The sequence below is a fragment of the Mesorhizobium sp. PL10 genome (assembly GCF_053714315.1).
On the sequence record NZ_JBSKBR010000009.1, the window covers coordinates 19736 to 46626 of the forward strand.

24 protein-coding genes are annotated in these 26891 nt (G+C 63.6%); 13 read left to right on the forward strand and 11 right to left on the reverse strand.

The window, feature by feature from the left end; genetic code table 11:
• Positions 1-23: 23 nt before the first annotated feature.
• Positions 24-1205 carry a glycosyltransferase gene (locus ACWGTO_RS16075; RefSeq protein ID WP_454575806.1) on the reverse strand — a complete coding sequence of 394 codons (1182 nt, stop codon included), beginning with the start codon at positions 1203-1205 and terminating at the stop codon, positions 24-26.
• Between the two features lie 139 nt (positions 1206-1344).
• On the opposite strand from ACWGTO_RS16075, the gene mutS reads away from it, so the two are divergent.
• The 3 genes from mutS to ACWGTO_RS16090 all read left to right on the forward strand — a co-directional run bounded on the left by mutS (position 1345) and on the right by ACWGTO_RS16090 (position 5250).
• The gene (mutS, locus tag ACWGTO_RS16080) at positions 1345-4077 is read left to right on the forward strand and encodes a DNA mismatch repair protein MutS (RefSeq protein ID WP_454575807.1); all 2733 of its coding nucleotides are present in this window, start codon (positions 1345-1347) and stop codon (positions 4075-4077) included.
• Positions 4078-4151: 74 nt separating this feature from the next.
• Positions 4152-4616, forward strand: a complete 465-nt coding sequence (locus ACWGTO_RS16085) for a nuclear transport factor 2 family protein (protein ID WP_454575808.1) — start codon at positions 4152-4154, stop codon at positions 4614-4616.
• 67 nt (positions 4617-4683) lie between these two features.
• A complete protein-coding gene (locus ACWGTO_RS16090) occupies positions 4684-5250 on the forward strand; it encodes a TetR/AcrR family transcriptional regulator (RefSeq protein ID WP_454575809.1) in 567 nt (188 codons plus the stop codon).
• Here ACWGTO_RS16090 and ACWGTO_RS16095 read toward each other — a convergent pair.
• From ACWGTO_RS16095 to ACWGTO_RS16105, 3 genes are all read right to left on the reverse strand, one after another.
• Entirely contained in the window at positions 5247-6092 is an 846-nt protein-coding gene (locus tag ACWGTO_RS16095; protein ID WP_454575810.1) for an aldo/keto reductase, read from the reverse strand. The two genes, ACWGTO_RS16090 and ACWGTO_RS16095, sit on opposite strands and share 4 nt — an antisense overlap.
• 98 nt (positions 6093-6190) lie before the next feature.
• Complete coding sequence (copM, locus tag ACWGTO_RS16100; RefSeq protein WP_454575811.1) at positions 6191-6583, reverse strand: CopM family metallochaperone; 393 nt, start codon at positions 6581-6583, stop codon at positions 6191-6193.
• 42 nt (positions 6584-6625) lie between these two features.
• Positions 6626-9139, reverse strand: a complete 2514-nt coding sequence (locus ACWGTO_RS16105) for a heavy metal translocating P-type ATPase (RefSeq protein ID WP_454575812.1) — start codon at positions 9137-9139, stop codon at positions 6626-6628.
• An 85-nt stretch (positions 9140-9224) separates the two neighbouring features.
• On the opposite strand from ACWGTO_RS16105, the gene ACWGTO_RS16110 reads away from it, so the two are divergent.
• The 3 genes from ACWGTO_RS16110 to murJ are packed head-to-tail and all read left to right on the forward strand — an operon-like array spanning position 9225 to position 14661.
• On the forward strand, positions 9225-10169 hold the full coding sequence (locus tag ACWGTO_RS16110) for a glycosyltransferase family 25 protein (RefSeq protein ID WP_454575813.1): 945 nt from the start codon (positions 9225-9227) through the stop codon (positions 10167-10169).
• A 33-nt stretch (positions 10170-10202) separates the two neighbouring features.
• Positions 10203-12998, forward strand: coding sequence for a [protein-PII] uridylyltransferase (locus ACWGTO_RS16115; protein ID WP_454575814.1), 2796 nt, complete (start codon positions 10203-10205; stop codon positions 12996-12998).
• 58 nt (positions 12999-13056) lie between these two features.
• A complete protein-coding gene (gene murJ / locus ACWGTO_RS16120) occupies positions 13057-14661 on the forward strand; it encodes a murein biosynthesis integral membrane protein MurJ (protein ID WP_454575815.1) in 1605 nt (534 codons plus the stop codon).
• Here the strand turns inward: murJ and ACWGTO_RS16125 are convergent.
• Both ACWGTO_RS16125 and ACWGTO_RS16130 read right to left on the reverse strand, forming a co-directional pair.
• Positions 14636-15040, reverse strand: a complete 405-nt coding sequence (locus tag ACWGTO_RS16125; RefSeq protein ID WP_454575816.1) for a type II toxin-antitoxin system VapC family toxin — start codon at positions 15038-15040, stop codon at positions 14636-14638. The two genes, murJ and ACWGTO_RS16125, sit on opposite strands and share 26 nt — an antisense overlap.
• Complete coding sequence (locus tag ACWGTO_RS16130; RefSeq protein ID WP_454575817.1) at positions 15040-15285, reverse strand: type II toxin-antitoxin system VapB family antitoxin; 246 nt, start codon at positions 15283-15285, stop codon at positions 15040-15042. The genes ACWGTO_RS16125 and ACWGTO_RS16130 overlap by 1 nt, the downstream gene beginning before the upstream one ends.
• Before the next feature lie 182 nt (positions 15286-15467).
• On the opposite strand from ACWGTO_RS16130, the gene trpS reads away from it, so the two are divergent.
• The 3 genes from trpS to ACWGTO_RS16145 all read left to right on the forward strand — a co-directional run bounded on the left by trpS (position 15468) and on the right by ACWGTO_RS16145 (position 17958).
• Positions 15468-16535 carry a tryptophan--tRNA ligase gene (trpS, locus tag ACWGTO_RS16135; protein ID WP_454575818.1) on the forward strand — a complete coding sequence of 356 codons (1068 nt, stop codon included), beginning with the start codon at positions 15468-15470 and terminating at the stop codon, positions 16533-16535.
• A 217-nt stretch (positions 16536-16752) separates the two neighbouring features.
• Positions 16753-17244, forward strand: a complete 492-nt coding sequence (locus ACWGTO_RS16140) for a universal stress protein (RefSeq protein WP_023672856.1) — start codon at positions 16753-16755, stop codon at positions 17242-17244.
• 144 nt (positions 17245-17388) lie between these two features.
• The gene (locus tag ACWGTO_RS16145; RefSeq protein ID WP_112560600.1) at positions 17389-17958 is read left to right on the forward strand and encodes a NifU family protein; all 570 of its coding nucleotides are present in this window, start codon (positions 17389-17391) and stop codon (positions 17956-17958) included.
• A gap of 165 nt (positions 17959-18123) precedes the next feature.
• On the opposite strand, the gene ACWGTO_RS16150 is transcribed toward ACWGTO_RS16145, so the two are convergent.
• Complete coding sequence (locus ACWGTO_RS16150; RefSeq protein WP_142867562.1) at positions 18124-18741, reverse strand: L,D-transpeptidase; 618 nt, start codon at positions 18739-18741, stop codon at positions 18124-18126.
• Between the two features lie 239 nt (positions 18742-18980).
• Here ACWGTO_RS16150 and cueR point away from each other — a divergent pair, with 239 nt between their 5' ends.
• Positions 18981-19397: a Cu(I)-responsive transcriptional regulator gene (cueR, locus tag ACWGTO_RS16155; protein ID WP_454575819.1), complete on the forward strand. Its 417-nt coding sequence runs from the start codon at positions 18981-18983 to the stop codon at positions 19395-19397.
• A 1237-nt stretch (positions 19398-20634) separates the two neighbouring features.
• Here cueR and ACWGTO_RS16160 read toward each other — a convergent pair.
• Entirely contained in the window at positions 20635-20835 is a 201-nt protein-coding gene (locus ACWGTO_RS16160) for a hypothetical protein (protein WP_454575820.1), read from the reverse strand.
• 160 nt (positions 20836-20995) lie between these two features.
• On the opposite strand from ACWGTO_RS16160, the gene ACWGTO_RS16165 reads away from it, so the two are divergent.
• The 3 genes from ACWGTO_RS16165 (at position 20996) to ACWGTO_RS16175 (ending at position 23493) form a co-directional block, all read left to right on the forward strand.
• Positions 20996-21496, forward strand: coding sequence for an MmcB family DNA repair protein (locus ACWGTO_RS16165; RefSeq protein ID WP_454575821.1), 501 nt, complete (start codon positions 20996-20998; stop codon positions 21494-21496).
• A gap of 176 nt (positions 21497-21672) precedes the next feature.
• Complete coding sequence (locus ACWGTO_RS16170; RefSeq protein WP_454575822.1) at positions 21673-22419, forward strand: SDR family NAD(P)-dependent oxidoreductase; 747 nt, start codon at positions 21673-21675, stop codon at positions 22417-22419.
• Between the two features lie 42 nt (positions 22420-22461).
• Entirely contained in the window at positions 22462-23493 is a 1032-nt protein-coding gene (locus ACWGTO_RS16175) for an RNA polymerase subunit sigma-70 (protein ID WP_454575823.1), read from the forward strand.
• Here the strand turns inward: ACWGTO_RS16175 and nhaA are convergent.
• The 3 genes from nhaA to ACWGTO_RS16190 all read right to left on the reverse strand — a co-directional run bounded on the left by nhaA (position 23490) and on the right by ACWGTO_RS16190 (position 26872).
• Complete coding sequence (gene nhaA, locus ACWGTO_RS16180; RefSeq protein ID WP_454575824.1) at positions 23490-24680, reverse strand: Na+/H+ antiporter NhaA; 1191 nt, start codon at positions 24678-24680, stop codon at positions 23490-23492. The genes ACWGTO_RS16175 and nhaA overlap by 4 nt on opposite strands.
• A gap of 160 nt (positions 24681-24840) precedes the next feature.
• On the reverse strand, positions 24841-25404 hold the full coding sequence (locus tag ACWGTO_RS16185; protein WP_454575825.1) for an ActR/PrrA/RegA family redox response regulator transcription factor: 564 nt from the start codon (positions 25402-25404) through the stop codon (positions 24841-24843).
• A gap of 142 nt (positions 25405-25546) precedes the next feature.
• A complete protein-coding gene (locus tag ACWGTO_RS16190) occupies positions 25547-26872 on the reverse strand; it encodes an ActS/PrrB/RegB family redox-sensitive histidine kinase (protein WP_454575826.1) in 1326 nt (441 codons plus the stop codon).
• Positions 26873-26891: the final 19 nt, after the last annotated feature.

Here is a 26891-nt window from a genome sequence, read left to right on the forward strand (position 1 = left end):
GACGAGGCTCTCCATGAGGGATGTCACGTCGAGACGTGCTCTATGATCTCACGCGCATGCTGGCGCGCGCTTGCCCATCGGCGCAGCGTCCTTGTCCCGGGAAAGGGCCATTGCGAAAGCGGCGGCTCCTTGCTTCCCATCCGCTCCTGCAGCGCCGACAGGAACTCCATGAGTTCGCGCCTCTGCGGCCATATCTTGGCCATGGTGCGGCTGCGGATCTCCTCGCGAGGAATGGCCCGGTCGCGCAGCGTTTCGACCGCGCGGCGGATCGCTGCCGGCTCCGGCTCGGCGACGATGCAATAGTCCGGGTCGAAAAAGACATCACGGCCGCCGAGGCTTGGTGTGCTCACCACAGGCAAGCCGGCCATCATATATTCCATGCTTGAGCACATCGCGCCTTCGACGGCGGACAGACAGAGGCCGACAGCGGCCTGGTTGTAGGCACGATTGACCTCCTGCGGAGCCAGCCGCTCGGTCAGCCCGTTGACGATCGGATTGGCGATACGATGCAATGGCGATTGCGCCTGGAGCCGCCGGATGAAGGCACGGTCGCCCGCCGGCGGCAATTCGCCGATCGACACGGTGATGTGGAGCAGCCTTTCGATGTCGAAGGAAAGATAATGTCGCTTGGTGTGCGAGATGCGGCCATTGTAGACGGCGTCGAATGCGACCGGGACATCCGGCAATGGCCGAAAAATGTGCTCGGAGACCATCAGATTGTGGTTGGAGAAGATTGCGTTGCCGCCAACCGCGCTGACCAGGCGCCGCTCCTCCTCGGTGTTGCAAAGGAAGATCAGCTCGTGCAGCGGAAAGCGTTCGCGATACCAGGCCAGATCCCTGCCTAGTTTCGCCACGGTGTGTGGCCGCTCGAGCGTCCAGCTTGGCATCATGAGAAAGGCAGCACGCCGCGAAGCCAGGCGCCGGCCAATGGCCACGACGGAGGCCAGCGGCCGCGGACCGCCGATCGGCGTGTAGATCACCAGCGGGTCATGGCTGAGCATGTGGACCGCAACCTGTCGGCCGCCATCGAGACCGGAGAGCAAGCCGTCGACGGGCAGCAGGAAGGGAAGCCGCTTGCGCGTCGCATCACGCAGCCTGCCCACGGTGCGATTGCCGAGCAATGCCGCCTTGATCCGCAGGCGCTCATAGGGCGAGGCGGTCGAGGCTACCATCTCCTCGGGGGTCTCGTGCCCGTCCTTGTCCATAAGCCCTCCGTCACTGCGACCAGTATTGCGGATCGTGGCGTCAGGCAATCCGATGCCAGGTGGCGGCATGAAAGCGCTTTCCCCTGCTTTTCGAGTGCCCGGCATTAAACCGCACCGCTACATCTGCTAGCGTCCCCGCATGAATATGCACATGCCAACCGACCCCGATGCCAACGAGACAACCACACCGGCACCAGCCAGTGCCGCCGTGACGCCGATGATGGAGCAGTTCATCGAGATCAAGGCGGCGAACCCGGATTCGCTGCTGTTCTACCGCATGGGCGATTTCTACGAACTGTTTTTCGACGACGCGGAGAAGGCGAGCCGGGCTCTGGGCATCGTCTTGACCAAGCGCGGCAAGCATCAAGGCCACGACATTCCGATGTGCGGCGTGCCGGTGCACGCGGCCGACGATTATCTGCAGAAGCTGATTGGCCAGGGTTTTCGCGTTGCCGTCTGCGAACAGATCGAGGATCCGGCGGAAGCAAAGAAGCGCGGCGGCAAATCAGTGGTGCGCCGCGATGTTGTGCGGCTGGTGACGCCCGGCACCATCACCGAGGACAAATTGCTGGCACCGTCGGAATCGAGCTTCCTGATGGCGCTGGGACGGGTGAAGGGCGGCAGCAGCGATCACGCCTTTGCGTTGGCCTGGATCGAGATCTCGACCGGCATCTTCCGCGTTGCCGAAACTACGGCCGACCGGCTGCTGGCCGATGTGTTTCGCGTCGATCCGCGCGAGCTGATCGTCGCCGAGCCGGTGTTTTACGATCCCGAGTTGAAGCCGGTGTTCGACGTCATCGGCCGCGTCGCCAGTCCGCAGCCGCCATCGCTGTTCGATTCGGCCTCGGCCGCGGGCCGCATCGCGCGCTTCTTCGAGGTGGCGACGCCGGATAGCTTTGGCGCCTTCTCGCGCGCCGAACTGTCGGCGATCTCCGGCGTGATCGCCTATGTCGAAAAGACACAGAAGGCCGAGCGGCCGCCGCTGTCGCGCCCCGAACGCGAGGAGCAGGGATCGACGCTGTTCATCGATCCGGCGACACGCGGCAATCTGGAGCTTTTGCGCACGTTGTCCGGCAGCCGCGAGGGTTCGCTGTTCAAGGCCATCGACCGCACGGTGACCGGCGGCGGCGCGAGGCTGCTTGCCGACCGGCTGATGGCGCCACTGACCGATCCGGCGGCGATCGGCGCCAGGCTCGATTCGGTGTCGTTCTTCCGCGCCGAGACTCAGATTTCCCAGGCGGTGCGGGCCAGCCTGAAGAGCGTCGCCGACATGCCACGGGCGCTGTCGCGGCTGGCGCTCAACCGCGGCGGTCCGCGCGACCTCGGCGCGTTGCGCGCCGGTTTCGAGGCGGCCGGTGCGATCGCCGAAATCTTCGCAGCAACGACCCTGCCGGAGGAGCTGGCGAACGCACTCGCCGCCATCCGGGCGCTGCCCGCGGCACTCGCCCAACATCTCACGCAAGCACTCGGCGACGAGTTGCCGTTGCTCCGGCGCGACGGCGGCTTCGTGCGCGGCGGCTACCACCCCGAGCTCGACGAGATGCGGGCCTTGCGCGATGAGTCTCGCAAGGTGATAGCCGGGCTAGAGCGCTCGCTGATTGAGGAGACCGGCATTCGCTCGCTGAAAATCCGACATAACAATGTGCTGGGTTATTACATCGAGGTGACCGCCAACCACCATTCGATCATGACCGGCAGCGACGGCGCCAAAGCGCGCTTCATCCATCGCCAGACCATGGCCAACGCCATGCGCTTCACCACGACCGAGCTTGCAGAACTCGAGACCAAGATCGCCAATGCCGCCGACCGGGCGCTCAGCATCGAGCTTGCCGCTTTCGACACGCTGACGACTGAGGTTGTCGGCGAGGCGCAGAATATCCGCGCAGGTGCGGATGCGCTGGCCGTGCTCGACGTGTCGGCGGCGCTTGCGCTTTTGTCGGAGAGCGAAGCCTGGTGCCGGCCGCTGGTCGATTCCAGCCTTGCCTTCGACATTTCAGGCGGACGGCATCCGGTGGTGGAACAGGCGCTGCGCCGTTCGGGCGAAGGGCCGTTCGTTGCCAATGATTGCGATCTGTCGCCGCAAGGCGGTGCCAAGACCGGCGCCATTTGGCTGCTCACCGGCCCCAATATGGGCGGCAAGTCGACGTTCCTGCGGCAAAATGCACTGATTGCTATCCTGGCCCAGACCGGCTCCTTCGTGCCGGCAACGTCGGCCCATATCGGCGTCGTCGACCGGCTTTTTTCGCGCGTCGGCGCCTCGGACGATCTGGCGCGCGGCCGCTCGACCTTCATGGTCGAGATGGTCGAGACGGCGGCGATCCTCAACCAGGCCGGCGAACGAGCATTGGTGATCCTGGACGAGATCGGTCGCGGCACCGCAACGTTCGACGGCCTGTCGATTGCCTGGGCGGCCGTCGAGTACCTGCATGAGAAGAACCGCTGCCGCGCGATCTTCGCCACCCATTTCCATGAAATGACGGCGCTCTCCGGCAAGCTGCCTCGCCTCTCCAATGTCACCATGCGGGTCAAGGAATGGGAAGGCGACGTCGTCTTCCTGCACGAGGTCGGCAAGGGTGCCGCCGACCGCTCCTACGGTGTGCAGGTGGCCCGTCTTGCCGGCTTGCCGGAAGCGGTGGTCGGCCGCGCGAAGGAGGTGCTGCACCAGCTTGAGGAAGGCGAAGTCTCAGGCAAGGCCAACCGGCTGGTCGACGATCTGCCGCTGTTTTCGGTGGCGGTGAAGCGAGAGGCGCCAAAGCCCGCGAAGAGCGACGCATTGGGCACCGCACTCGGTGAGATCAACCCGGATGAGATGACGCCGCGCGAAGCGCTGGAAGCGCTCTACAGACTGAAGGGGCTGGCGGGAAAGCCTTAGCGCGCGTCGAAACTTGACTCGATTGTACCAATCGGTACAATTCTCACCATCGCCTTTGCCGATGGGAGAATTTTATGAGCCGTCCGCCCTTGCCGCCATTCACGGCCGAAACGGCAGCGCAAAAGGCGCGCCTGGCCGAGGACGCCTGGAACAGCCGCGACCCCGAGCGTGTTTCGCTCGCCTACACAGAGGACAGCACCTGGCGGAACCGGGCTGAATTCGTCTCGGGCCGCGGCGAGATCGTCGGCTTCTTGAAGCGCAAATGGGCGCGCGAGTTGGACTATCGACTCATCAAGGAGGTCTGGACCTGGCACGACAACCGCATCGCGGTGCGCTTTGCCTATGAATGGCGCGACGACAGCGGCCACTGGTTCCGCTCCTACGGCAACGAGAATTGGGAGTTCGACGCGGCCGGGTTGATGCGCCGGCGCGTCGCCAGCATCAACGACCTGCCGATCACTGAGGCCGAGCGCAAGTATCATTGGCCGCTCGGCCGCCGGCCCGACGACCATCCCGGCCTGACCGAACTCGGACTCTAGAGCATGATCCCGAGAAGTGTGTCGCGGTTTTCAGTGAAGATCATGCTCGAGCGGAAAGACTAAGCGCATGCGCAGGATCGCGCCCGATCGCGCCGACCTGCTGGCCACAATCGGCGAGGTTTTCCGCGAGCACGGCTATGAAGGGGCGAGCCTGGCGTTGATCGGCGCGGCGACCGGCTTAGGCAAAGGCAGCCTCTATCACTTCTTTCCCTTAGGGAAGGAAGAGATGGCGGCGGCCGTCATCGCCCATATAGACGGTTGGTTCGAGGAGAATGTCTTCGTGCCGCTGCAGGACAAAGCCGACCCGCACGCCGGCATCGAGCGCATGCTCACGGCGACCGACAGCTATTTCCGCTCCGGTCGCCGGGTCTGCCTGATCGGCGCCTTCGCGCTGGACGAGTCGCGCGACCTCTTTGCCAAGGCGATCAAAAGCTATTTCAGCCGTTGGGTAGCGTGCCTGGCGCAAGCGCTCGCCCGTATCGGCCACGAGCCGGCCAAGGTGGACGAACTCGCCGAAGAAACGGTCGGCGCCATCCAGGGCGCGCTGACGCTGGCGCACGCCTTCGACGACACGGCGGTCTTTTCGCGCGCGCTGCAACGGGCGCGGGCGGCGCTGGAATTGTCGTCCGGTTAGATCATCTCCAGCCCACGCTTGCGGGTCGGCGGCGGGAAGGCGCGGTCGAGTTCGGCGAGGTCTTCGCCGGTAAGCTTGATGTCGAGCGCAGCGACATTCTGACGGACATGGTCCTGGCTGCTGGCCTTCGGGATGGCAATGACGCCGGGCTGCGCCATCACCCAAGCCAGCGCGATCTGCGCCGCCGTGGCGTTGTGGCGGGCGGCAACAGCATCAAGCCTGGAATTGCGCGCCAAGGCGCCCTGCTCCACCGGCGAATAGGCCATCAGCGGGATGCCGCGCTGGTGGCTCCATGGGGCAAGGTCGAATTCGGGGCCGCGCCGCGACAGATTGTAAAGGACCTGATTGGTCTGGACGTTGTCGCCCGAGCGCAGCCCGGTCAGCTCCTCCATCTCGTCGGTGTCGAAATTGCTGACACCCCAGTGGCGGATCTTGCCGGCCTTCTTCAACGCCTCGAAAGCGTCGACCGTCTCAGCCAAGGGAACGCTGCCCGGCCAGTGCAGGAGATAGAGATCGATGCGGTCGGTGCGCAGCCGCTTCAGGCTGTTTTCGCAGGCCCGCGCCACGCCGGCGCGCGAGGCATTCGACGGCAGCACCTTGGAGATGACGAAGAGCTCGTCCCGGCGGCCGGCAATGGCCTCCGCCACCACCTCCTCGGCGCCGCCACTGGCATACATTTCGGCGGTGTCGATCAGCGTCATGCCAAGATCGAACCCAAGCTTCAGGGCGTTGACCTCACCAGCACGGCGACGGGCATCCTCGCCCATCTTCCACGTACCCTGTCCCAGCACCTGGACGGCCTCGCCCGAAGGCAGCGTGGTGGTTCTTATCGTCGTGGGCATGGGGGCTCCCGGGCTGGCGCGGTCGACGCGCATGGCATCATAAACGCAAGGGGAAATCCAGAATTGATCCTGGAGTCTCGCTCCCGCTCGCTGCTGCCCTACTTCGCCGGATGAGCGGCGAGCCAGGCTTGCATCTGCTTGATCTCGGCTTCCTGCGCGGCGATCACGCCTTCCGCCAGCTTGCGGATTTCAGGATCCTTGCCGTTGGCTAGTTCCACCTTGGCCATGTCGATCGCGCCCTGATGATGCGGGATCATGCCGCGCACGAAATCGACATCGGCATTGCCGGTATATTCCGAGGCCATCATGTCGGCATGCATCTTGTCCATCGCCGCCTTGTAACCTTCGGTCGATGGACTGGTCGCGTCTGTCGCCATCGCGCCCATGTCGTGTTTCATCTCCTCGGATTGCGCCGGAACGCTTTCGAGGAAAACCGCGAGCAGCATTCCCGCCGCCATCAGCAAAAGCACGATCTTTTTAGCCAAGGTCATCCATGATCTCCTGTTGATTGGACTTCGTATTTGGGGCTTTGCTCAGAGTTTCAACGTCCTGAGCCGCAATGCGTTGGCGATGACGGAAACCGAAGACAGGCTCATCGCTGCGGCCGCCAACATCGGCGACAAAAGCGTGCCGGTGAGCGGATACAGCACACCGGCGGCAACCGGCACGCCAAGCACATTGTAAAGGAAGGCGAAGACCAGGTTCTGGCGGATGTTGCGGATCGTCGCCTGGGCGAGCGTTCGCGCCCGAACGATGCCGTTGAGGTCGCCCTTGACCAGCGTGATCCCCGCGCTTTCGACGGCGACATCGGCGCCGGTGCCCATGGCGATGCCGACATCGGCGGCGGCCAAGGCCGGCGCATCGTTGACGCCGTCGCCGGCCATGGCGACGCCGGCACCGTTCGCGCGCAGTTCCTCGGCAAGGGCAGCCTTTTGTTCCGGCAGCAGGCCAGCGCGCACTTCGTCGATGCCGAGGCTTTTGGCGATGGCGCGCGCCGTGCGCTCATTGTCACCGGTCGCCATGATGATCCGCAGGCCCCTGTCATGAAGCGCTCGGATCGCCTCGGCAGTCGTTGCCTTGACCGGATCGGCGACGGCGACGATGCCGGCCAGCCTGTTGTCCACGGCAACGAACATCGCGGTCTTGCCTTCGGCCTGCAGAGCCTCGGCTTTGGCCGACAGGGAAGCGGTATCGATGCCGAGATCGGCCATCATGGCGGCGTTGCCGAGTGCGACCTTCCTGCCCGAGACCGTGCCGGACACGCCCTTGCCGGTGACGGCTTCGAAGCCACTGGCCTTTTCGATTGTCAGGCCACGCTCACCGGCGCCGCCGACGATGGCCTCGGCAAGCGGGTGCTCCGAGCCCTTTTCCAGGCCGGCGGCGAGCGTCAGCAACTCATTCTCCGAGAGGCCTTCGGCAGCGACGACATCGGTCAAGCGAGGCTTGCCTTCGGTCAAGGTGCCGGTCTTGTCGACGATCAGCGTGTCGACTGAGGCAAAACGTTCGAGCGCGGCGGCTTCCTTGATCAGCACGCCGGCGTGCGCCCCGCGTCCGGTCGCGGTCATGATCGACATCGGCGTCGCCAGTCCGAGCGCGCAGGGACAGGCGATGATCAGCACCGAGACTGCCGAGACGATGGCGAAGATCAGGCTGGGCTCGGGGCCGAAGACCGCCCAGGCGCCAAAGGCGGCAAGCGCGACCAGCACGACGGCGGGCACGAAGTAGAAGGAGACACGGTCGGCCAGGCCCTGAATTGGGGCGCGCGAGCGCTGCGCCTTAGCGACCAGTTCGACGATGCGGGCCAGCGTGGTCTCGGCGCCGACCTTTTCGGCACGCATGATCAGCGAACCGTTCTTATTCAGCGTGCCGCCGGTCAAGGCATCGCCTTGCGTCTTTTCGACCGGCAGCGGCTCGCCCGAGATCATCGATTCGTCGATGGAAGAACGGCCTTCTGTTACGACGCCGTCGACCGGCACGGCATCGCCCGGACGGATGCGCAGCCGGTCGCCGGCCTTGACCGTATCGAGCGGCACGTCGGTCTCGGAGCCGTCGTCACCGATCAGCCGTGCCGTCTTCGGCGCCAGGTCGAGCAGGGCGCGGATGGCCGAGCCGGTCTTCTCACGTGCCCGCAATTCGAGTACCTGGCCGAGGAACACCAGCGCGACGATGACCGCCGCTGCCTCGAAATAGACCGGCACGCTGCCGCCATGGCCGCGGAACTGGTGCGGAAAGATATCCGGAAACAGCGTGGCGACGACGCTGTAGAGATAGGCAGCGCCAACACCCAGCGAAATCAGCGTCCACATATTGGGGCTGCGGTTGACGACCGAGTCCCAGCCGCGATGGAAGAAGGGAAGCGCCGCCCACAGCACCACCGGGCTCGCCAACGCCAGTTCTAGCCAGACCATCGTGCGCTCGTCGACAAAGGCCTGGACGGTCAGGCCGAACATCGGCGCCATTGCGACGATCAGCAGCGGCACGGACAGCACCGCACTGACCCAGAAGCGCCTGGTGAAGTCGATCAGTTCGGGGTTCGGGCCCTCATCGCCGGTGGGAACACCCATCGGCTCCAGCGCCATGCCGCAGATCGGGCACGAGCCGGGCTTGTCGCGGATGATCTCGGGATGCATGGGGCAGGTGTATTGCGTGCCTTTGGGCATTGGCGACGGCGCCGGCCTGTCGCCGAGATATTTCTGCGGTTCGGCCTCGAACTTTGCCTGGCAGCCGGCCGAGCAGAAATAGAAACCCTGACCTTCGTGGCGAGAAAAATGCTTCGCAGTGGCGCGGTCGACGCTCATGCCGCAGACAGGGTCGGTGGCGGTCAGGTATTTTTCGGGCGCAGCGACGAATTTCGTACGGCACGCCTCACTGCAGAAGTGAAAGAGACGGCCGCCAGGCCCGGCCGTCGGTTTGCCGGCGGCCGGATCGACGAGCATGCCGCAGACAGGATCGCGCACCACGGCCTCGGCGGCCGGCGCTGCCGACTTTGCCGCACAGCAGCCGCCATCGGCCGTGTGCGCGTGGTGGTGATGCTCGGAATGCGCCATCGAATAAATGCCTTCATGCCTGTCTGAATGCGGAGGTAGTGCTTCCAGTAACTGGAAGGTCAAGGGGCGATTTCGACTTTCGATCATGGCCGCCATCGGGCGGCATGGAGGGAAAAATCGCTTACGCAATTTCTTTCCCATGTTATGGACGCCACCACCCGCGTCCCACTGCATCGATCCCACCCGAATGAAATGCCTGGTTATCAATCTCGATCGGTCCCGCGACCGCCTCGCCCATGTGACGGCCGAGTTCGCCCGCATTGGCGTCGCCTTTGAACGGGTCACCGCCATCGACGCGCGCGATCGGCCCGATCTGGACGAAATGACGCAGGGCAAGAAGCATTTGCGTATGGCCGACGGCGAGATCGCTTGCCTGCTCAGCCATAAGCAATGCTGGTCGATCATCGCGGCAGGCGATGACGACTATGGCGCCATCTTCGAGGACGACATCGTCTTCGCCGACAAGGCTGGCCAATTGCTTGCCGGTGCCGGCTGGATCCCCGCCGATGCCGACATCGTCAAATTGGAAACGTTCTTCAATCGAACCGTGATTTCACGCAAGCAACTTGCCTGTGGCCACGGTTTTTCTGCGAGCAGGCTACACGCCGTCCATATCGGCACGGCCGGGTACATCGTGTCGAGACAGGCTGCACGAGACCTCATCGAGGCGACGAATGAGATCACCATCCCCGTCGATCACCTCGTCTTCAATCCGCGTTTTGCGACCTGGTCCCGCGACGTCATTTATCAGCTTGTGCCGGCTTTGTGCCTGCAGGCTCAGTTCCTTGGCGGCGGACCGGTGCGATTGCCGAGCCTGCTCAGGCAGGAGCGCACAGAGGAAAGGGCGGCAAGCGGGATGGGCAAGAAACGCCACAAGCCGATTGCGGCCAAGGTTGGGATCGAGATAAGGCGACTAGCTAGGCAAATCATCGATCTCTTCCGGTTACGGCGGGAGAAAATCATCCCCTTCAGGTATCGGGGCCGACGCGTCCGTCCGCCCCATACCCAGCACCGTGAAAACGCGCTATAGACGCCGCGCAAAAGGCGAGACCAACCGGCATATATGGCAAAAATTTCCCTCAAGCTCGACGAGCTGATCGATAGCGAGGCGCTGCGCCGCGAGATGACGGCGCTGACCTCGGCCCGCAACGGCGCCGAGCCCGGCGCGCGCGTCGGCGCGCTGCGGTTGCTGAAGGGCCGGCTAACCGAGGGCCGCAAGGTCGCCGAACGCATGCTGATGGACGACGGCAGCGGCGCGGCCTGTGCTGCCCGGCTGTCGCATCTCATGGACGAGATCATCCGCGCCCTCTACGAGTTCGCCGCTACCCACGTCTACCGGGTGAAAAACCCGTCGACCGCCGAGCGCATGGCCGTCGTCGCCGTCGGCGGCTATGGCCGCGGCACGCTGGCGCCCGGGTCCGACATCGATTTGTTGTTCCTGCTGCCCTACAAGCAGACGCCGTGGGGCGAACAGATCGTCGAATACATGCTCTACATGCTGTGGGACCTCGGACTGAAGGTCGGCCACGCCACCCGCAACATCGAGGAGTGCCTCAGGTTGTCGCGCAGCGACATTACCATCCGCACCTCGATCCTGGATGCGCGGTTCCTGTGGGGTGAGCAGAAACTCTTCGACGAATTGCTGACCCGCTTCGACCACGAAGTGGTGCGCACCACCGGACCTGAATATGTGCAGGCCAAGCTCGCCGAGCGCGACGAGCGCCATGCCAAGGCAGGCGAAAGCCGCTATCTGGTCGAGCCCAACGTCAAGGACGGCAAGGGCGGCCTGCGCGATTTGCAGACGCTGTTCTGGATCGCGAAATACTTTTATCGCGTGCGCACCGGCGAGGAGTTGGTCGACAAGGCCGTTTTCACCGAGGCCGAATACAGGGAATTCCTCAAGGCCGAGGACTTTCTGTGGGCGGTGCGCTGCCACATGCATTTCCTCACCGGAAAGCCGGAGGAACGGCTGCATTTCGACATTCAGCGCGAAATCGCCGAGCGTCTCGGTTACACCACCCATCCCGGCCTTTCGGCGGTCGAGCGCTTCATGAAGCACTATTTTCTCGTCGCCAAGGATGTCGGCGACTTGACCCGCATCTTCTGCGCCGCGCTCGAGGAAGAGCAGGCCAAGCACGTGCCGGGCTTCAACCGCATCTTCCTCACCTTCCAGCGCCGCAAGCGCAAGCTGGCCGGCACGTCGGATTTCATCGTCGACAACCACCGCATCAACGTCGCCGACGACACAGTATTCGAGCGCGACCCGGTCAACCTGCTCAGGTTGTTCTGGTTCGCCGACAAGCACGGGCTGGAATTCCACCCCGATGCGCTGAAGCTGCTCACCCGTTCGCTCGGTCTGGTCAACAAGTCGCTGCGGCGCGACGTCGAAGCCAACCGGCTGTTCCTCGACATCCTGACATCGGACCGCAACGCCGAGCTCAATCTGCGGCGCATGAACGAGGCCGGCCTGCTCGGCAAGCTGATCCCCGACTTCGGCAAGATCGTCGCCATGATGCAGTTCTCGATGTACCACCACTATACGGTGGACGAGCACCTGATCCGCTGCATCGGCGTGCTGGCCGAGATCGAGCGCGGTGACGGCGAAAAGGTGCATCCGCTGTCGCACACGCTGATGCCGGGGCTGAAGAAGAGCCGCGAGGCACTCTATGTCGCCGTGCTCTTGCATGACATCGCCAAGGGCAGGCCGGAGGATCACTCCGAGGCCGGCGCCAGGATAGCGCGGCGCATCTGCCCGCATATGGGCCTGTCGGCTGCCGACACAGAGACCGTCGCCTGGCTGGTCGAGAACCATCTCGTCATGTCGATGACGGCGCAGACCCGCGACCTCAACGACCGCAAGACGATCGAGGATTTCGCCGCGATCGTGCAGTCGGTCGAACGGCTGAAGTTGCTTCTGGTCCTCACCGTCTGCGACATCAGAGGCGTCGGGCCGGGCGTGTGGAACGGCTGGAAGGGCCAGCTTCTGCGCACGCTCTACTACGAGACCGAGCTCTTGTTGACCGGCGGCTTTTCGGAAGTGTCGCGCGCCCAGCGGACGGCCGCCGCGCGCGAACGGCTGGCCGAAGCACTGACCGCCTGGCCGGACAAGGCGCGCAAGCGCTATGTCGGTCTGCACTACGAGAATTACCTCCTGACCGTCGATCTTGCCGATCAGCTGCGCCACGCCGAATTCATCCGCGAGGCGGACGCGGCGGGCAAGAAGCTCGCCACCGTGGTCAGGACCCACCAGTTCGAGGCGGTGACCGAGATCACCGTTTTGGCGCAGGACCATCCGCGCCTGCTCTCTGTCATTGCCGGGGCCTGTGCGGGGGCCGGCGGCAACATCGTCGACGCGCAGATCTTCACCACATCCGACGGCCGCGCGCTGGACATCATCCTGATCTCGAGGGAGTTCGACCGCGACGAGGATGAGCGCCGCCGCGCCGAGCGCGTCGGCAGGCTGATCGAGGACGTGCTGTCGGGCAAGAGCTGGCTGCCGGAGATGATCGAGAAGCGCACCAGGCCGAAGCGCGGCGCCAAGGTGTTCAAGATTCCGCCGCGCGCCGAAATCCGCAACACGCTGTCGAACCGCTTCTCGGTGATCGAGGTCGAAGGGCTGGACCGGCCGGGCCTGTTGTCGGAGATCACCGGCGCGCTGTCGGATCTGTCACTCGACATCGCCTCGGCCCACATCACCACCTTCGGCGAAAAGGTCATCGACACGTTCTATGTCACCGACCTGACCGGGCAGAAGATCGACAGCCCAGCGCGCACCGCCGCCATCCACACCAGGCTGATCGCCGCACTTGAGGGGATTGCCCCGGAGCGCGGCGGGAAGGCCAAGGCGGCGGCCGAGTGACCATCACTTTGTCCCAATCACCTGTTTTTTCCCAGGCACCCAGGCAATCTCCGCGCGCATGAGCCTCGTCAAGAAATTCGCCACGGTTGCGTCCGGCACGCTGATGAGCCGCGCGCTCGGCTTTGGCCGTGAGATGCTGATGGCGGCCGCGCTCGGCACCGGGCCGGTGGCCGACGCCTTCAACGCCGCCTTCCAGTTTCCCAACACGTTCCGCCGGCTGTTTGCCGAAGGCGCGTTCAACGCCGCCTTCGTGCCGCTGTTCGCCAAGGAGATCGAGACCCACGGCACCGACGGCGCCAAGCGCTTTTCCGAGGAAGTATTCGGTGTCTTGTTCACCGCGTTGCTGGCGCTGACCATCGTCATGGAACTGGCGATGCCGCTGATCGTTCGCTATCTGGTGGCGCCGGGCTTTGCCGACACGCCGGGCAAGTTCGAGACGACCGTCCTGCTTGCGACGATCATGTTCCCGTATCTCATCTGCATGTCGCTCGCGGCGATGATGGCCGGCATGCTGAATTCGCTGCGCCGCTATTTCGCGGCTGCCGTCGCACCCGCCTTCCTCAACATCATCCTGATCAGCGTGCTTGGCTACGCCTGGTACCACGGCATGGATGCGCATGACGTCGGCTTCAGCCTGTCCTGGGGCGTGCTGGCGGCGGGCATCGTGCAACTCGCCATCGTCTGGATCGCGGTGCGCAACGCCGGCATCGTGCTCGGTTTTCGCCGGCCCAAGCTGACGCCCAACGTCAAACGGCTGCTGGTCCTGGCGCTGCCGGCGGCGATCACCGGCGGCATCACCCAGATCAACCAGCTGATCGGCACGGCGATCGCGTCGGCGCAGGACAGCGCCGTGTCCTCGCTGGCTTACGCCGACCGCATCTACCAATTGCCGCTCGGCGTGGTTGGCGTCGCTGTCGCGATCGTGCTGTTGCCGGAACTGTCGCGGGCGCTGAAATCAGGCAATCTGGTCGAGGCGGCCAATCTGCAGAACCGCTCGGTCGAGTTTACGCTGTTCATGACCTTGCCGGCAGCGGCCGCACTGTGGGTGATGTCCGAGCCGATCGTGCGGCTGGTCTATGAGCGCGGCGCCTTCGCCGCCAACGGCTCGACACCGACGGTTGCCGCGATCCTGGCGATCTTCGGCCTCGGCCTACCGGCCTTCGTACTGATCAAAGCATTCACTCCCGGCTATTTCGCCCGCGAGGACACGCGCACTCCGATGATGTTCGCCGCCATTTCGGTCGGCGTGAATGTCGCGACCGCGCTGACGCTGTTTCCGAAGATGGGCGCGCCCGGCATTGCCGTGGCGTCGGCCGTCGCCGGCTGGGTCAATGCGATGATGCTGCTCGCCGTGCTGATCCGGCGCGGCCATTGGGGCCGCGACGTGCCGCTGCTGAAGCGTATTCCCCGCCTGGTGCTGTCGGCGGTCGTGATGGGTGTCGCGCTCTATTTCGCCGAGCATTGGCTGGCCGTCAGGCTCGGCCCCGGCTCACCTCTGGTGATCAAGGCGACGACGGTTCTGGCGCTCGTCGCCGGCGGGGCGCTGCTCTATTTCGTCACCGCATTTGCCACCGGCGGCGCCGATTTCGGCATGATAAGGCGCAACGTGAAACGCGGGGCCGGCAAGGCACCTCCCGTTAAGGAACCGTCTCCAGATCCGTAAGCCGGAATTCGTCTGCTGTGGACAGTATCGGAACGGCGTAGTAGCGCGCGCAAGCGTAGTGGAAACAGTCGGCCATATTCAGCCGGATGGCGTTGTTGCGAAACCGCGAGGCGGCCTCGACGGAAAGAGCTGTTGCATTGGAGGCGGGTGGCAGCTCCCGCACTGCAATTGCTCGCTCTTCGAGAAAGCGGCTGACGATCTCCAGGCTTACCGCAACCGGGACTGCCAGCTTTTCCGATCGCGAAAGCGCCATTGCAGCCTCCCACACGGCGATTGCCGAAGTGAATGGAGCCGAGGCATCCACCACCGCCCGCGCACAGCGCTCGCCTTCGGCTTCTTGGCTCAGTATCGCGACGATAGCTGCTGCGTCGACGAACATCAGTCTTCGCCGGACAATTCGTCATAAACCGAGCGCGGCAGTGGTTTACGCGCCTGATCACTCAATTCGATCCCGAATTCAGCGCGGAGCCGAGCAGCTGTCTCCAGCGGTGTCTCGCGGTTACGGCGGCGTTCCAAGGCTTCACGCATAGCAATGACAATCGCCTGGGTGATGCCGACGCCCTCGACCTTGGCGAAAGCCCGCGTCAGGCTATCTGCCTCCTTGTTGTTGATGTTAATCGTCATGGCGGCACCTACATCCATTTATGTAGTTACTACTATGTAGCAGACTACAAAAGATAATCAACACGACGGTCAGCGCGGGCGATCTCCCGCCTCTTGATCCTCTCCCCGCCTTCGTCCATAAGCGCGCCGTCGCAAGACTTTCGCCGCGTGCGAAACGGCCCTCCACAAGCCATGAGGAACCCATGACCGCCTTCAAACAGCTCGTCTTCTCCGGCGTCCAGCCGACCGGCAATCTGCATCTCGGCAACTATCTCGGCGCCATCAAGAAATTCGTCGCCCTGCAGGACACGTCCGACTGCATCTATTGCGTCGTCGACCTGCACTCGCTGACGGCACAGCTCGTCCATGACGACCTCGCCGACCAGACACGCTCGATCACCGCCGCCTTCCTTGCCTCCGGCATCGACCCGAAGAAGCACATCGTCTTCAACCAGTCGCGGGTGATGCAGCATGCAGAGCTTGCCTGGATCTTCAACTGCGTGGCGCGCATCGGCTGGATGAACAAGATGACGCAGTTCAAGGACAAGGCCGGCAAGGACCGCGAGAATGCCTCGCTGGGGCTGCTCGCCTATCCCTCGCTGATGGCGGCCGACATCCTGCTCTACCGCGCCACCCATGTGCCGGTAGGCGAGGACCAGAAGCAGCATCTGGAGCTGACCCGCGACATCGCGCAAAAATTCAACAACGACTTTTCGAGCCGTATCGCCAGCCTTGGCGTCGGCGTCGAGATGCAGGTCGGCGAAGAGACGGTGAACGGTTTCTTCCCGATCACCGAACCGGTGATCGGTGGCCCTGCGGCGCGCATCATGAGCCTGCGCGACGGCTCCAAGAAGATGTCGAAGTCGGACCCGTCCGACCTGTCGCGCATCAACCTGACCGACGATGCCGACACCATCTCGAAGAAGATCCGCAAGGCCAAGACCGACCCGGAAGCCTTGCCGAGCGAGGTCGACGGACTGGAGAGCCGGCCGGAGGCGGAAAACCTGGTCGGCATCTATGCCGGGCTGGCCGAGATGTCGAAAGCCGACGTGCTGAAGGAGTTCGGTGGCCAGCAGTTTTCGGTGTTCAAGCCGGCGCTGGCCGACCTTGCCGTGGAAAAACTGGCGCCTATCGCCGATGAGATGCGCCGCATCGAGGGCGACCGCGCCTATGTCGACGCGGTGCTGCGGGATGGCGGAGAGCGCGCCGGCGTGCTGGCCGAGACCACCATGAAGACCGTGCGCGACATTATCGGCCTGCTGCAGGGTTGAGCCTAGAGCCGGATGATTTCAGGTCGAATCGACCTGAAATCTGAATCCGGCTCTAAATCAAAGAGAAGAGCATGATGTCGTCCGAAAGCCGCTTCACACTTTTCGGCATCATGCTCTAGCCGTCACAGTGCACTGCACCACACTGGCATAAGGCCGGTGGCTTGCCGCCGGTCTGCCGCGGTGGCAGATTGCGGCCGAACCCATCGAGTAGATAGACATGGTCTCCAAACGCCTCAGTCGCGAAGCCGGCCATCGCAGGAAATTCCTGACGATCATCGACGACACGCCGGAGTGCGAACGCGCCGTCGCCTACGCCTCGAAGCGGGCCCAGAGCACCAGCGGCACGCTGGTGCTGCTCTACATCATCACACCCGACGATTTTCAGCATTGGCTGGGCGTCGAGAAGATCATGCGCGAGGAGGCCAACGCCACGGCGCGCGCGGCGCTCGACGGTTACGCCAACAAGGTGCGCCAGAAGCTCGGCATCGAGCCCGAAATGGTGGTGCGCGAGGGCAAGCCGACCGAAGAGATCCACAAACTGATCGAGGAAGACCAGGACATCGCCATTTTGGTGCTGGCCGCGGGCGCCGGCAAGGAAGGGCCAGGGCCGCTGGTCGGCGCCGTGGCCGGCAAGGGCGCCGCCTTCCCCATTCCGGTCACCGTGGTGCCGCAGAATTTGTCCGACGAGGAGATCGACAGCCTCGCCTGAAGCCCGCCCGGGATTCTTTCCCCAGCCAGCAAAACATTCCGCCAGCCAGCCATTTGAGCGATGCGTTTCGCTTGAATGTCACGCCAATTGAGCCTATTTAGAACTATTCCAAACTAGTTGCCCGACTGGGGCACGGAGACGGCCATGTTCATCCAGACCGAATCGACGCCGAACCCGGCAACGCTGAAATTCCTGCCCGGCAAGGAAGTGCTTGTTGAAGGCACTGCCGATTTCCGCGACGCCGACAGTGCTGCTTCAGCCTCGCCGCTGGCCGGCCGGCTGTTCGAGATCCCCGGCGTCACCGGTGTGTTCTTCGGCTATGACTTCATCACCGTGACCAAGGACGGCCCCGACTGGCAGCATCTGAAGCCGGCCATCCTCGGCGCCATCATGGAGCATTTCATGTCGGGCGCGCCCGTCATGGTCAACGCCGGCCCTGCCGCGGAGACCAGCCAGACCGGTGAGTTCTACGACAAGGCCGACGAAGAACTGGTCATCACCATCAAGGAACTGCTCGACACCAGGGTGCGCCCGGCGGTTGCCCAGGATGGCGGCGACATCACCTTCCGCGGCTTCGAGAACGGCACCGTGTTCCTGCACATGAAGGGCGCCTGCGCCGGCTGCCCGTCCTCGACGGCGACGCTGAAGCACGGCATCCAGAACCTGCTGCGGCATTTCGTGCCGGAAGTGCAGCAGGTCGAGCAGGTCTCTTAAGGCCTCTTCATCCAATTGAACGAGCAACAAAAAACCGGGCCGAATTGCCCGGTTTTCTGTTTTTGGACGTCAGTTGTTGCCCAGACGGTCCGCGCACTAAAAGCATTTCAAGTCAGTCCATGATCTCGTTCGAAAAGCGGTTCCTGCCTTTCGGGATCGTGGTCCTTACATCACGATGACCTTGGCGCCGACCGAAGTGCGGTCGTAGAGGTCGATGATGTCCTGGTTCATCAGCCGGATGCAGCCCGACGACATCGCCTTGCCGATCGAATTCCATTCCGGGCTGCCATGCAGGCGGTAGCCCATGTCGCCGCCCTTGTTGAACAGGTACATGGCGCGCGCGCCGAGCGGGTTCTTCAGGCCCGGCTCCATGCCGCCGGCGAATTTGGCCAGCTCCGGCTGGCGCTGAATCATCTGCCGCGGCGGGGTCCATGTCGGCCATTCGCGCTTCAGCGCGATGTGGGCGGTGCCGTGCCATTCAAAACCTTCGCGGCCGACGCCGATGCCGTAGCGGATCGCCCGGCCGTCGCCTTCGACGAAGTAGAGAAACTTGTTCTGCGTATCGACGACGATGGTACCAGGCTTTTCCGAGGTGTCGTAGTTCACCTCCTGCCGATGATACTTCAGCGGCACCTTCTCGATCGGAATGCGCGGCAGCTGATAGCCTGCATCGTTCACCGCGCCGTAGTTGTTGGTGAAGAGCTGCGAGCCGATCGTGCTGCAACCCGAGATCGCGGTCGACAACGCAAGTGCAGCGACGATTGCAAATGACTTCATGCGCATGAAATGGTCCGATGCCCCGCCCAGAATCGAGCGGCACGTTGCGGCCGCTTTTCCTGAAATCATTCTTGCTGGCATTTGCTTTGCTTGCCAAGGGCGCGATGCCTATATGCAAGAGCTTACGTGCCGGTAAGCCGTCAACTATGGCATTTCGGCAACAGGGCTCACGGGATTGTGAAGGAAAAACAATGGGCGGTCCTATCGGATGGCCCAGATTCAGGGAACCACATCGAGGAACCACGATGAATGTTGGCGATGCCGCGGCGCGGTCCGGCCTGCCGGCCAAGACCATCCGCTACTATGAAGAGATCGGCTTGATCGCGCCGGCGCGCGCCGGCAATGGTTATCGCGATTATTCCAGCGACGACATCCACCGGCTGGCCTTCCTGCGCCGCGCGCGCAACCTCGGCTTTTCAATCGAGGATTGCCGCCAGTTGATGGCGCTCTACCGAGACCGCAGCCGCGCCAGCCACGACGTGCGCGAGATCGCCGCCGCCCATGTCAGCGCCATCGAGGAGAAAGTGCGCGAGCTGCAGTCGATGCGCGCGACCTTGCAGAAGCTGATCCACGCCTGCCATGGTGATGACCGGCCGGACTGCCCGATCCTTGACGATATTGCAGGATCGGCGCCGGCCGGAGACAGGCCGACGTCGGCTTGAAAGGCCGGCGCCGGAATAGACTGGACGTCGGACGCGGACGAAAACTTCGCTAAAAGTCTAATATCTCGTTTGGCTAAAATGCGGAACGTCCAATGGACAAGAACGGAACCAAAGCGGTTACATCAGACCTTTGCGCTAACGGCGCAAGACTTTAGTCCTGCCGTCTTATAACCAAGAACGGAAGCTGACTGGCACGACATAGGGCCGCTGCGGATCATTACCAGACTGCACCCGGATCAAATATGGTGCGATCGCGGAAGGCGCTCGGATCAAGCCGTCACCCCAGGTATGCAAACCGGATAGTCGCCTGGTGAGGCGCGATGCCGGGATCAAATCGAAAGCGACTGCCACCTTCATTTCCAGCAAAATTGCCCCAATCATAATCAGGAGGAACAGGCGGATAAGAAGTGACTGCTTGACCTTATACCTTTGAGTTAAAAGCACGCATACGACAGTAGCGACGCCCGCTGCAGCGGTGAAAATTAGATCAACCGTGACACCTCGCGAAAACATAGCCCCTCCCCCAAGCAGGAACTGCAATCCTAACGCCAACGGCCCGCCTTGTGGAAGGCGCGCCGGCCCAGCAGTAGGTGAATTGCCAGAAGCTCGATGATCAGCAAAACGGGGCACACCGCGCCCCCAAGGGCATAACCTCGCCAACACTGCGGACATCCTCATCGGTTCGGAATGCGTCCACCCAAAGCCCTTCAGGGGAGGCGCCGAAGCTCACCAACGAACAGGTAAAAGAACTAGCTCGACGCCAGCGCTCCCAAAAGCCGTAGCCATTCCCTACGGCTGGGTAGCTCCAAAATGCTTAGTTGCGCAATTGCTAATATGTAAATACTTTAGGCAGTGCGGGAGGGACGATCCAATCAAAACCCGCAGTGGCCGGTGCGGCCTGCACCCCAACGATAGCCCCGGGCCGCACCGGCTATTCCCCCAGGGCGTGCCTTGCACCTTTGTGCCCATCGACCTTGGGCACTCAGTCTTGCTTGAGAGATTGCTAATGTGCGGTAAGATAAATTCAGAGCGGCGTTTCTTGGCTCGCTTGGCCGGTGCAGTTTGGCGTTGGGGAACTGCGCCGGCTTTTGCCCTACGGCTTGGCAGCCCTCGCGAACAACGGCGGCTGTCGCAACGATCAAAGCGAAACTAGGCACTGCATAAAAGAATGCCCGGGCGGCATCCCGGGCTAGCTGGAGGTCTTGGGAGTTGCGCCGATACACCCCATCGGCACCGGCTAACTTGCATCACCATCGTGACGAGCGGATGAAGGCAACACTTGGCGGTTGTCGAGCGTCAGCCTGTAACCGTTCGGCAGGTTCTGTAGCACCGTCAGGGCCTCCGCAGCCGAGTAGAAGGTGACAATGGTCATCACATGGTCGCCGTCGATCCGCTGTAAGCGATAGATCGGTCTGTGCGGCCTGGCCTCCTCCACCAAACGTTCCCTCCAAATTGGGAACATTAGTAAACGTTCATGAAGCTTTGATGAGGCGTCAGCGATGAAAAACCTGGGCCTCCCTCAAATGGGTTTGTCAACCCGATAATCGCCTTCCAAAAACAGGTTCAAACCGTGAACAAAATCTGGCATGGTGGCTGCCATGCCGATCATTTCCCCGATTCCCCTCAATCCCCTCATCGACGGCCGCCAGTCGGAACGCGCCATGCTGGTGCGGCGTGGCGTGCAGCGGCTGTTGATGCAGATGGGCATGCATGTGCTGCCCGAACTGTCGCTGGCCACCGGGCGCCGCGCCGATCTCGTCGCGCTGACCCGGCAGGGCGACATCTGGATCATCGAGATCAAATCCTCGATCGAGGATTTTCGCGTCGACCGCAAATGGCCCGACTACCGGCTGCATTCTGACCGCTTCTTCTTCGCCACCCATCCCGGCGTGCCGGCGGAGATCTTCCCCGAGGAATGCGGCTTCATCCTTTCGGATGGCTACGGCGCCGAGATCCTGCGCGATGCGCCGGAGCACCGAATGGTGGCGGCGACGCGCAAGGCGCTGATGTTGCGGATCGCGCGGGCCGGGGCCGCGCGATTGCTGGCGGCGGAACTGGCCGGTGTTTCGGTGCCGGCGATGGACGGTGAAAGTGAATAGCAGGGCGCCGGACAGGCGACCGCGTCGCCGCTGACGCCGGCGCCCGACCATGGCTCCGCGCGGGCTCGCCGATCCCTTGAGACAATTTTTGACCTGCACCGATGATTCCGCTCACCTCGGCTGTCCTCATCAACAGGTACGTCTGGATGGTCCGGCGACCGGAAGAGAGGTGATCCATGGGATCGTTGCAAGGTCAGAATGTCGTCGTCATCGGAGGCAGCCGGGGTGTCGGCCGCTCGATCGTGGAGGCTGCACTCGGCGAGGGCGCGACAGTGCTTGCCGTTGCCCGTGGCGCGGCGGCCCTGAAAGAGCTCTCCTGGGAGAAACCAGCTGTGAAGACGCTTGCGGTCGACGCCACCGACGAGACCGCACCCGATGCGGTTTTCGTCGCGCTCGAGCCGGATTTGCTGGTGATCTGCGCCGGCGCCCTTGCTCCGTCCGCGCCTTTGCAGGAACAAAGCTGGGAGGACTTCTCGGTGAACTGGGAAACCGACGTCAAGGCGGCATTCCTGTTCTGCAAGGCCGCGCTCAACACCCCGCTCAAGCCGGGGAGCCGGGTTGTGCTGATCTCCAGTGGCGCAGCCTTGAGCGGCGGACCGCCGTTCGCCGGCGGGTATGCAGGCGCAAAACGCATGCAGATCTTCCTGGCCGGTCATTGCCAAAAGGAGTCGGATCGGCTTGGACTGGACCTGCGCTTTATGGCGCTCGCACCGGCGCGCATCATGCCAGGGACCGGGATAGGCGATGCCGGGCTGGACGGCTTTGCAGCCTATTTGGGCATCCAGCCTGCAGACGTCCTTGCGAGCATGACCGACTTGCAGACGCCGGCCGATGTAGGACGGGCGGTGGTTGCGCTCGCCACCGGGAAATCGGAAGGCAGCTCCTTCACCGTCAGCGGCAGCGGACTTGCGGCAGCGGCCTGAGGCGCCCAGGATGCAAGGCGATTTAAGCACCGCAGGCTCCATATGACAGACGCTCCTGGCCCTCTTGAGCCACTGGGCCGACCGATCCTCGATCGGCCGGCCTTCGAGCGTCTGACCGCAGCCCACCGCCGCGAACTCAAGCTGCATTGCTACCGGATGATGGGTTCGCTGCACGAGGCGGACGACCTGGTCCAGGACACGTTCCTGCGGGCATGGCGCGCAAGGTCGCAATTCGACGGACGCGGCTCGGTTCGCGGCTGGCTCTACACGATCGCCACCAACAGCTGTCTCAACGCCATAAAGGCGAGATCGGCGACGCACCGCATTCTCCAGCAACCCGAGCGTCCGCCCTCGCGCGGGCCGGCCACAAGCGGGCCGGCGACAGAACTCACCTGGCTGGAGCCTTATCCTGACGCGGAGCTTCCGGACCTCGTTGACGGCGAGCCCGGCCCGGAAGCGCGCTACGAAACGCGCGAGGCCGTGCAACTGGCCTTCGTCGCCGCGATCCAGCTGCTGCCGCCCAGGCAGCGGGCCGCGCTTTTGCTGTGCGACGTGCTGGGGTGGTCGGCGCTCGAGACGGCACAATTGCTGGGTGGGTCGACCGCTTCGATCAACAGCGCCCTGCAGCGGGCCCGCGCAACGCTTGGCGAGCGATATCCTCAGGGGCGTCCGCTGCAACGGTCACGGCCCAACCGGCAAGAGGCCCAGTTGCTGGAGCGTTACATGCAGGCCTGGCAGGCCGCCAACCTCGATGGCCTGATCGAGCTGTTGAGAGAGGACGCCACCTATCATATGCCGCCATGGCTGGAATGGTATCGGGGACGTGAGGCGATCCGCACTTTCCTCGATACCGTCTGGGGCAATTTTGCCGGCTATCGCACGGTGGCCACCCGGGCCAATGGCCAGCCGGCTGTCGGGGTCTACGCGAGCAGCCATCAGGACCTTGTATGGCGAGCCCACTCGCTGCATGTCATCGAGCCCACCGACGACAAAATCGCCTCGCTGACAATCTACGTGCCGCCGCTCGGCCCCGAACTACTTGCGGCCTTCGGCCTGTCGTCTGTCTGGCCTTAATCCTCGTCCATAGCGTCATCCGCCGCCGGCGCCGCCAGCAGCACGGCGGCACCCAGCAATGCGGCGATCAGCGAGCCGGCGAGGATGCCGACCTTGACCGCGTCCTGCAGCGCCACGTCGCTGGCGAAGGCGAGCAGGCCGATGAACAGGCTCATGGTGAAGCCGATGCCGCAGAGCAGCGAGATGCCGATCATGTGCAGCCAGCCGGCGTTGACCGGCAGGTCGGCAAAGCCGAACCGGATCGCCAGCGCCGAGGAGCCGAAGACGCCGACCAGCTTGCCCAGCACGAGGCCGGCGGCAACGCCGAGCGTCAGTGGTTCGACCAAAGCAGCGGTGCTGAGGCCGGCCAGGGATACGCCGGCGTTGGCAAAGCCGAAGATCGGGATGACGAAGAACGGCACAATTTTGTGCAGACCGTGTTCGAGCCGGTGCAGCGGCGAATGGTCGAGATCGTGGCCGCTGCCGGGAGACACTTTGAGCGGGATGGTCAGGGCCAGCGCAACGCCGGCCAGCGTCGCATGCACACCCGATTTCAGCACCAGCACCCACAGGATGGCGCCGAGCACGAGATAGGGCGTCAGCGTCGTCACCCGCCTGCGGTTAAGTACGATGAGCACCGCGATGACGGCGAAGGCGGCGGCGAGATAGGCCAGCGACAGCCCGCTTGTGTAGAAGATGGCGATGATGATGACGGCGCCGAGATCGTCGATGATGGCGAGCGCGGTAAGGAAGATTTTCAGCGACGCCGGCACGCGATTGCCGAGCAGCGACAGCACGCCGAGCGCAAAGGCGATGTCGGTGGCGGTCGGGATCGCCCAGCCGGAGAGCGCGGCGGCGGCGTTGTTTCGGTTTATGGCGACATAGACCAGCGCGGGAGCCAGCATGCCGCCGGCCGCGGCGATGCCGGGCAGCACGCGGCGCGGCCAGGTCGAGAGCTGGCCGTCCAGCATCTCGCGCTTGATCTCGAGGCCGACCAGTAGGAAGAACACCGCCATCAGCCCGTCATTGATCCAGTGCGAGAGGCTGAGCGGGCCGATATAGGCGTGGAGTGCGGCGAAATAGGTTTCGGCCAGCGGCGAGTTGGCAACGATCAGCGCAAGGGCCGCCGCCACCATCAGGATGATGCCACCCGCCGCCTCGCCATCGAGGAATTCGCGAAGGATGGATTTCGGCCGCTCGTCTCGCATGTTTCCTCCGCCCTCTCAGAGACTGTTTCGAAATTCGCTCTGGCGAGTCATATGGTGGTGGTTTCGAGAACCGGAGCGCAGCGGACATTTGGGTCCGTGAGCACCGGAAGCGCAGAAAGCGCCATCAGATGGCCGCCGGAGTAGAATTTCCAAACAGTCTCTAACGCGGCGCGCGCTTGGCCAGTATCCGCTGCAGCGTGCGGCGGTGCATGTTCAGCCGGCGCGCTGTCTCGGAGACGTTGCGGTCGCACATTTCGTAGACGCGCTGGATGTGTTCCCAGCGCACGCGATCGGCCGACATCGGATTTTCAGGCGGGGCGGCGCGCTCGCCGGCGGTGCGGGTCAACGCCGCAAAAACATCGTCGGCGTCGGCGGGCTTCGACAGATAGTCGATGGCGCCGAGCTTCACCGCAGTCACCGCGGTGGCGATGTTGCCATAGCCGGTGAGTATGACCGTGCGGGCATCATCGCGCTTCTCGCGAATGGCGGCGACGACGTCGAGGCCGTTGCCGTCGCCGAGCCGCATGTCGACCACCGCATAGGCCGGCGGATGGGCGCGCGCCTTGCCGACCGCCTCCTCGACGCTCTCGGCCGTCTCGACCACGAAACCCCTGGTTTCCATGGCGCGGGCCAGCCGGGTCAGGAACGGCTTGTCGTCATCGACGATCAGCAGCGAGGTGTCCTCGCCTTCAACCATTGCACCAATTGCTTCTTCGCCGGTCATCGTCTCAAAAATCCTGCTGCCTTAATTTTACGCAGATATAGTTCCTGAACGCCATTGTCCAATTTTGCCGGTCTCAGCCAATGCATGACCCCGAAAATCGCAGTCGATTTTCGGAAAGGATCATGCACCAAATCAAAATGTTTCAGGCGGTGTCGAACATCGAGGTTCCCACCGATTGCGGGTTGAGGAAGACGGTGCGCGGCCACGATATCTGCACGATAGCGCCCTCACCCAGCCCGCTCGAATTGCGGAAATCGAGCGTGGCGCCGGAGCGTTCGAGCAAGGTCTTGGCGATGAACAGCCCGAGACCCAGGCCGCCGCCGGTTTCGTTGCCCTGGCGCGTCGACATATAGGGCTCGCCGATGCGGTCGATGATTTCGGGCGGAAAGCCCGGGCCGTCATCGATGATCGAGAAGGTGACGTCGAGCTCGTCCCAGCTCCAGCTTATAGTGACGGTCTTGCGGGCGAAGTCGACGGCGTTCTCGACCAGATTGCCGAGACCGTAGATGACGCCGGGGTTGCGCCGCCCAACCGGCTCGGGGCCGATGCGTTCGCCCGGCCGCAGCTTGATCGAGATGCCGAAATCGCGGTGCGGCGCCGTCACCTCCTCGACCAGCGAGGTCAGCGGCAGCCGCGACAGATGCGCCTCGCCCTCGGAGGACAGGCTGGTCAGCCGTTTCAGGATCTCGCGGCAGCGCTCGCTCTGCGACCGCAGCAGTTTGACGTCCTCGCCGAATTTCGGGTCGTCGCCCAGCGCCTTTTCCATTTCCTTGGAGACAAGGGCGATGGTGGCGAGCGGTGTGCCGAGCTCGTGCGCGGCGGCAGCGGCGAGCCCATCCAGCGCCGACAGATGCTGCTCGCGCTGCAGCACCAGTTCGGTGGCGGCAAGCGCATTGGCGAGCAGGCGGGCTTCCTCGGCGACGCGGAAGGCATAGATGGCGGTGAAGGCGATCGAGGAGAACACCGCCATCCAGATGCCGGCGACATAGATGAACGGCATGGGCGGCGGCGCGCCCTCGTACCAGGGGAGCGGCAGGTGGAAGAACACCAGCAAGCTTGCCCCCACCGTCACCAGCCCACCAAGTATGGCTGTGAGACGAAGCGGCAAAGATGTCGCCGAGACGACCACAGGTACGGTCATCAGCAGCGAGAACGGATTGGTGAGGCCGCCGGTCATGTAGAGCAGGCCCGCAAGCTGCAGGCTGTCGAAGGTCAGGATGAAGAAAGCCGGGAACGGGGTCAGCCGGTGCGCTGCCGGATAGCGGAAGGTCAGCACCAGGTTCAGCCAGGCCGAACAGGCGATCAGCGCGAAGCAGAGGCTGACCGGCAGCGGGAATTTCAACCCATAGGCGACGAACAGCACGGTCAGGCTCTGGCCGACAATGGCCAGCCAGCGCAGCCGGATCAGCGTGTTGAGGCGCAGCCGCTGGCTTTGCTGGAAGTCGGGCGCGTGCAGGATGTTGATCATGGCAAAGGATTATAGCCGG

What these genes read in the sequence shown, in the direction of transcription:
- ACWGTO_RS16075 (WP_454575806.1), bottom strand. Translation starts at nt 1,205, where the DNA reads ATGGACAAGGACGGGCACGAGACCCCCGAGGAGATGGTAGCCTCGACC.
- mutS (WP_454575807.1), top strand. Translation starts at nt 1,345, where the DNA reads ATGAATATGCACATGCCAACCGACCCCGATGCCAACGAGACAACCACA.
- ACWGTO_RS16085 (WP_454575808.1), top strand. Translation starts at nt 4,152, where the DNA reads ATGAGCCGTCCGCCCTTGCCGCCATTCACGGCCGAAACGGCAGCGCAA.
- ACWGTO_RS16090 (WP_454575809.1), top strand. Translation starts at nt 4,684, where the DNA reads ATGCGCAGGATCGCGCCCGATCGCGCCGACCTGCTGGCCACAATCGGC.
- ACWGTO_RS16095 (WP_454575810.1), bottom strand. Translation starts at nt 6,092, where the DNA reads ATGCCCACGACGATAAGAACCACCACGCTGCCTTCGGGCGAGGCCGTC.
- copM (WP_454575811.1), bottom strand. Translation starts at nt 6,583, where the DNA reads ATGACCTTGGCTAAAAAGATCGTGCTTTTGCTGATGGCGGCGGGAATG.
- ACWGTO_RS16105 (WP_454575812.1), bottom strand. Translation starts at nt 9,139, where the DNA reads ATGGCGCATTCCGAGCATCACCACCACGCGCACACGGCCGATGGCGGC.
- ACWGTO_RS16110 (WP_454575813.1), top strand. Translation starts at nt 9,225, where the DNA reads ATGGCCGCCATCGGGCGGCATGGAGGGAAAAATCGCTTACGCAATTTC.
- ACWGTO_RS16115 (WP_454575814.1), top strand. Translation starts at nt 10,203, where the DNA reads ATGGCAAAAATTTCCCTCAAGCTCGACGAGCTGATCGATAGCGAGGCG.
- murJ (WP_454575815.1), top strand. Translation starts at nt 13,057, where the DNA reads ATGAGCCTCGTCAAGAAATTCGCCACGGTTGCGTCCGGCACGCTGATG.
- ACWGTO_RS16125 (WP_454575816.1), bottom strand. Translation starts at nt 15,040, where the DNA reads ATGTTCGTCGACGCAGCAGCTATCGTCGCGATACTGAGCCAAGAAGCC.
- ACWGTO_RS16130 (WP_454575817.1), bottom strand. Translation starts at nt 15,285, where the DNA reads ATGACGATTAACATCAACAACAAGGAGGCAGATAGCCTGACGCGGGCT.
- trpS (WP_454575818.1), top strand. Translation starts at nt 15,468, where the DNA reads ATGACCGCCTTCAAACAGCTCGTCTTCTCCGGCGTCCAGCCGACCGGC.
- ACWGTO_RS16140 (WP_023672856.1), top strand. Translation starts at nt 16,753, where the DNA reads ATGGTCTCCAAACGCCTCAGTCGCGAAGCCGGCCATCGCAGGAAATTC.
- ACWGTO_RS16145 (WP_112560600.1), top strand. Translation starts at nt 17,389, where the DNA reads ATGTTCATCCAGACCGAATCGACGCCGAACCCGGCAACGCTGAAATTC.
- ACWGTO_RS16150 (WP_142867562.1), bottom strand. Translation starts at nt 18,741, where the DNA reads ATGCGCATGAAGTCATTTGCAATCGTCGCTGCACTTGCGTTGTCGACC.
- cueR (WP_454575819.1), top strand. Translation starts at nt 18,981, where the DNA reads ATGAATGTTGGCGATGCCGCGGCGCGGTCCGGCCTGCCGGCCAAGACC.
- ACWGTO_RS16165 (WP_454575821.1), top strand. Translation starts at nt 20,996, where the DNA reads ATGCCGATCATTTCCCCGATTCCCCTCAATCCCCTCATCGACGGCCGC.
- ACWGTO_RS16170 (WP_454575822.1), top strand. Translation starts at nt 21,673, where the DNA reads ATGGGATCGTTGCAAGGTCAGAATGTCGTCGTCATCGGAGGCAGCCGG.
- ACWGTO_RS16175 (WP_454575823.1), top strand. Translation starts at nt 22,462, where the DNA reads ATGACAGACGCTCCTGGCCCTCTTGAGCCACTGGGCCGACCGATCCTC.
- nhaA (WP_454575824.1), bottom strand. Translation starts at nt 24,680, where the DNA reads ATGCGAGACGAGCGGCCGAAATCCATCCTTCGCGAATTCCTCGATGGC.
- ACWGTO_RS16185 (WP_454575825.1), bottom strand. Translation starts at nt 25,404, where the DNA reads ATGACCGGCGAAGAAGCAATTGGTGCAATGGTTGAAGGCGAGGACACC.
- ACWGTO_RS16190 (WP_454575826.1), bottom strand. Translation starts at nt 26,872, where the DNA reads ATGATCAACATCCTGCACGCGCCCGACTTCCAGCAAAGCCAGCGGCTG.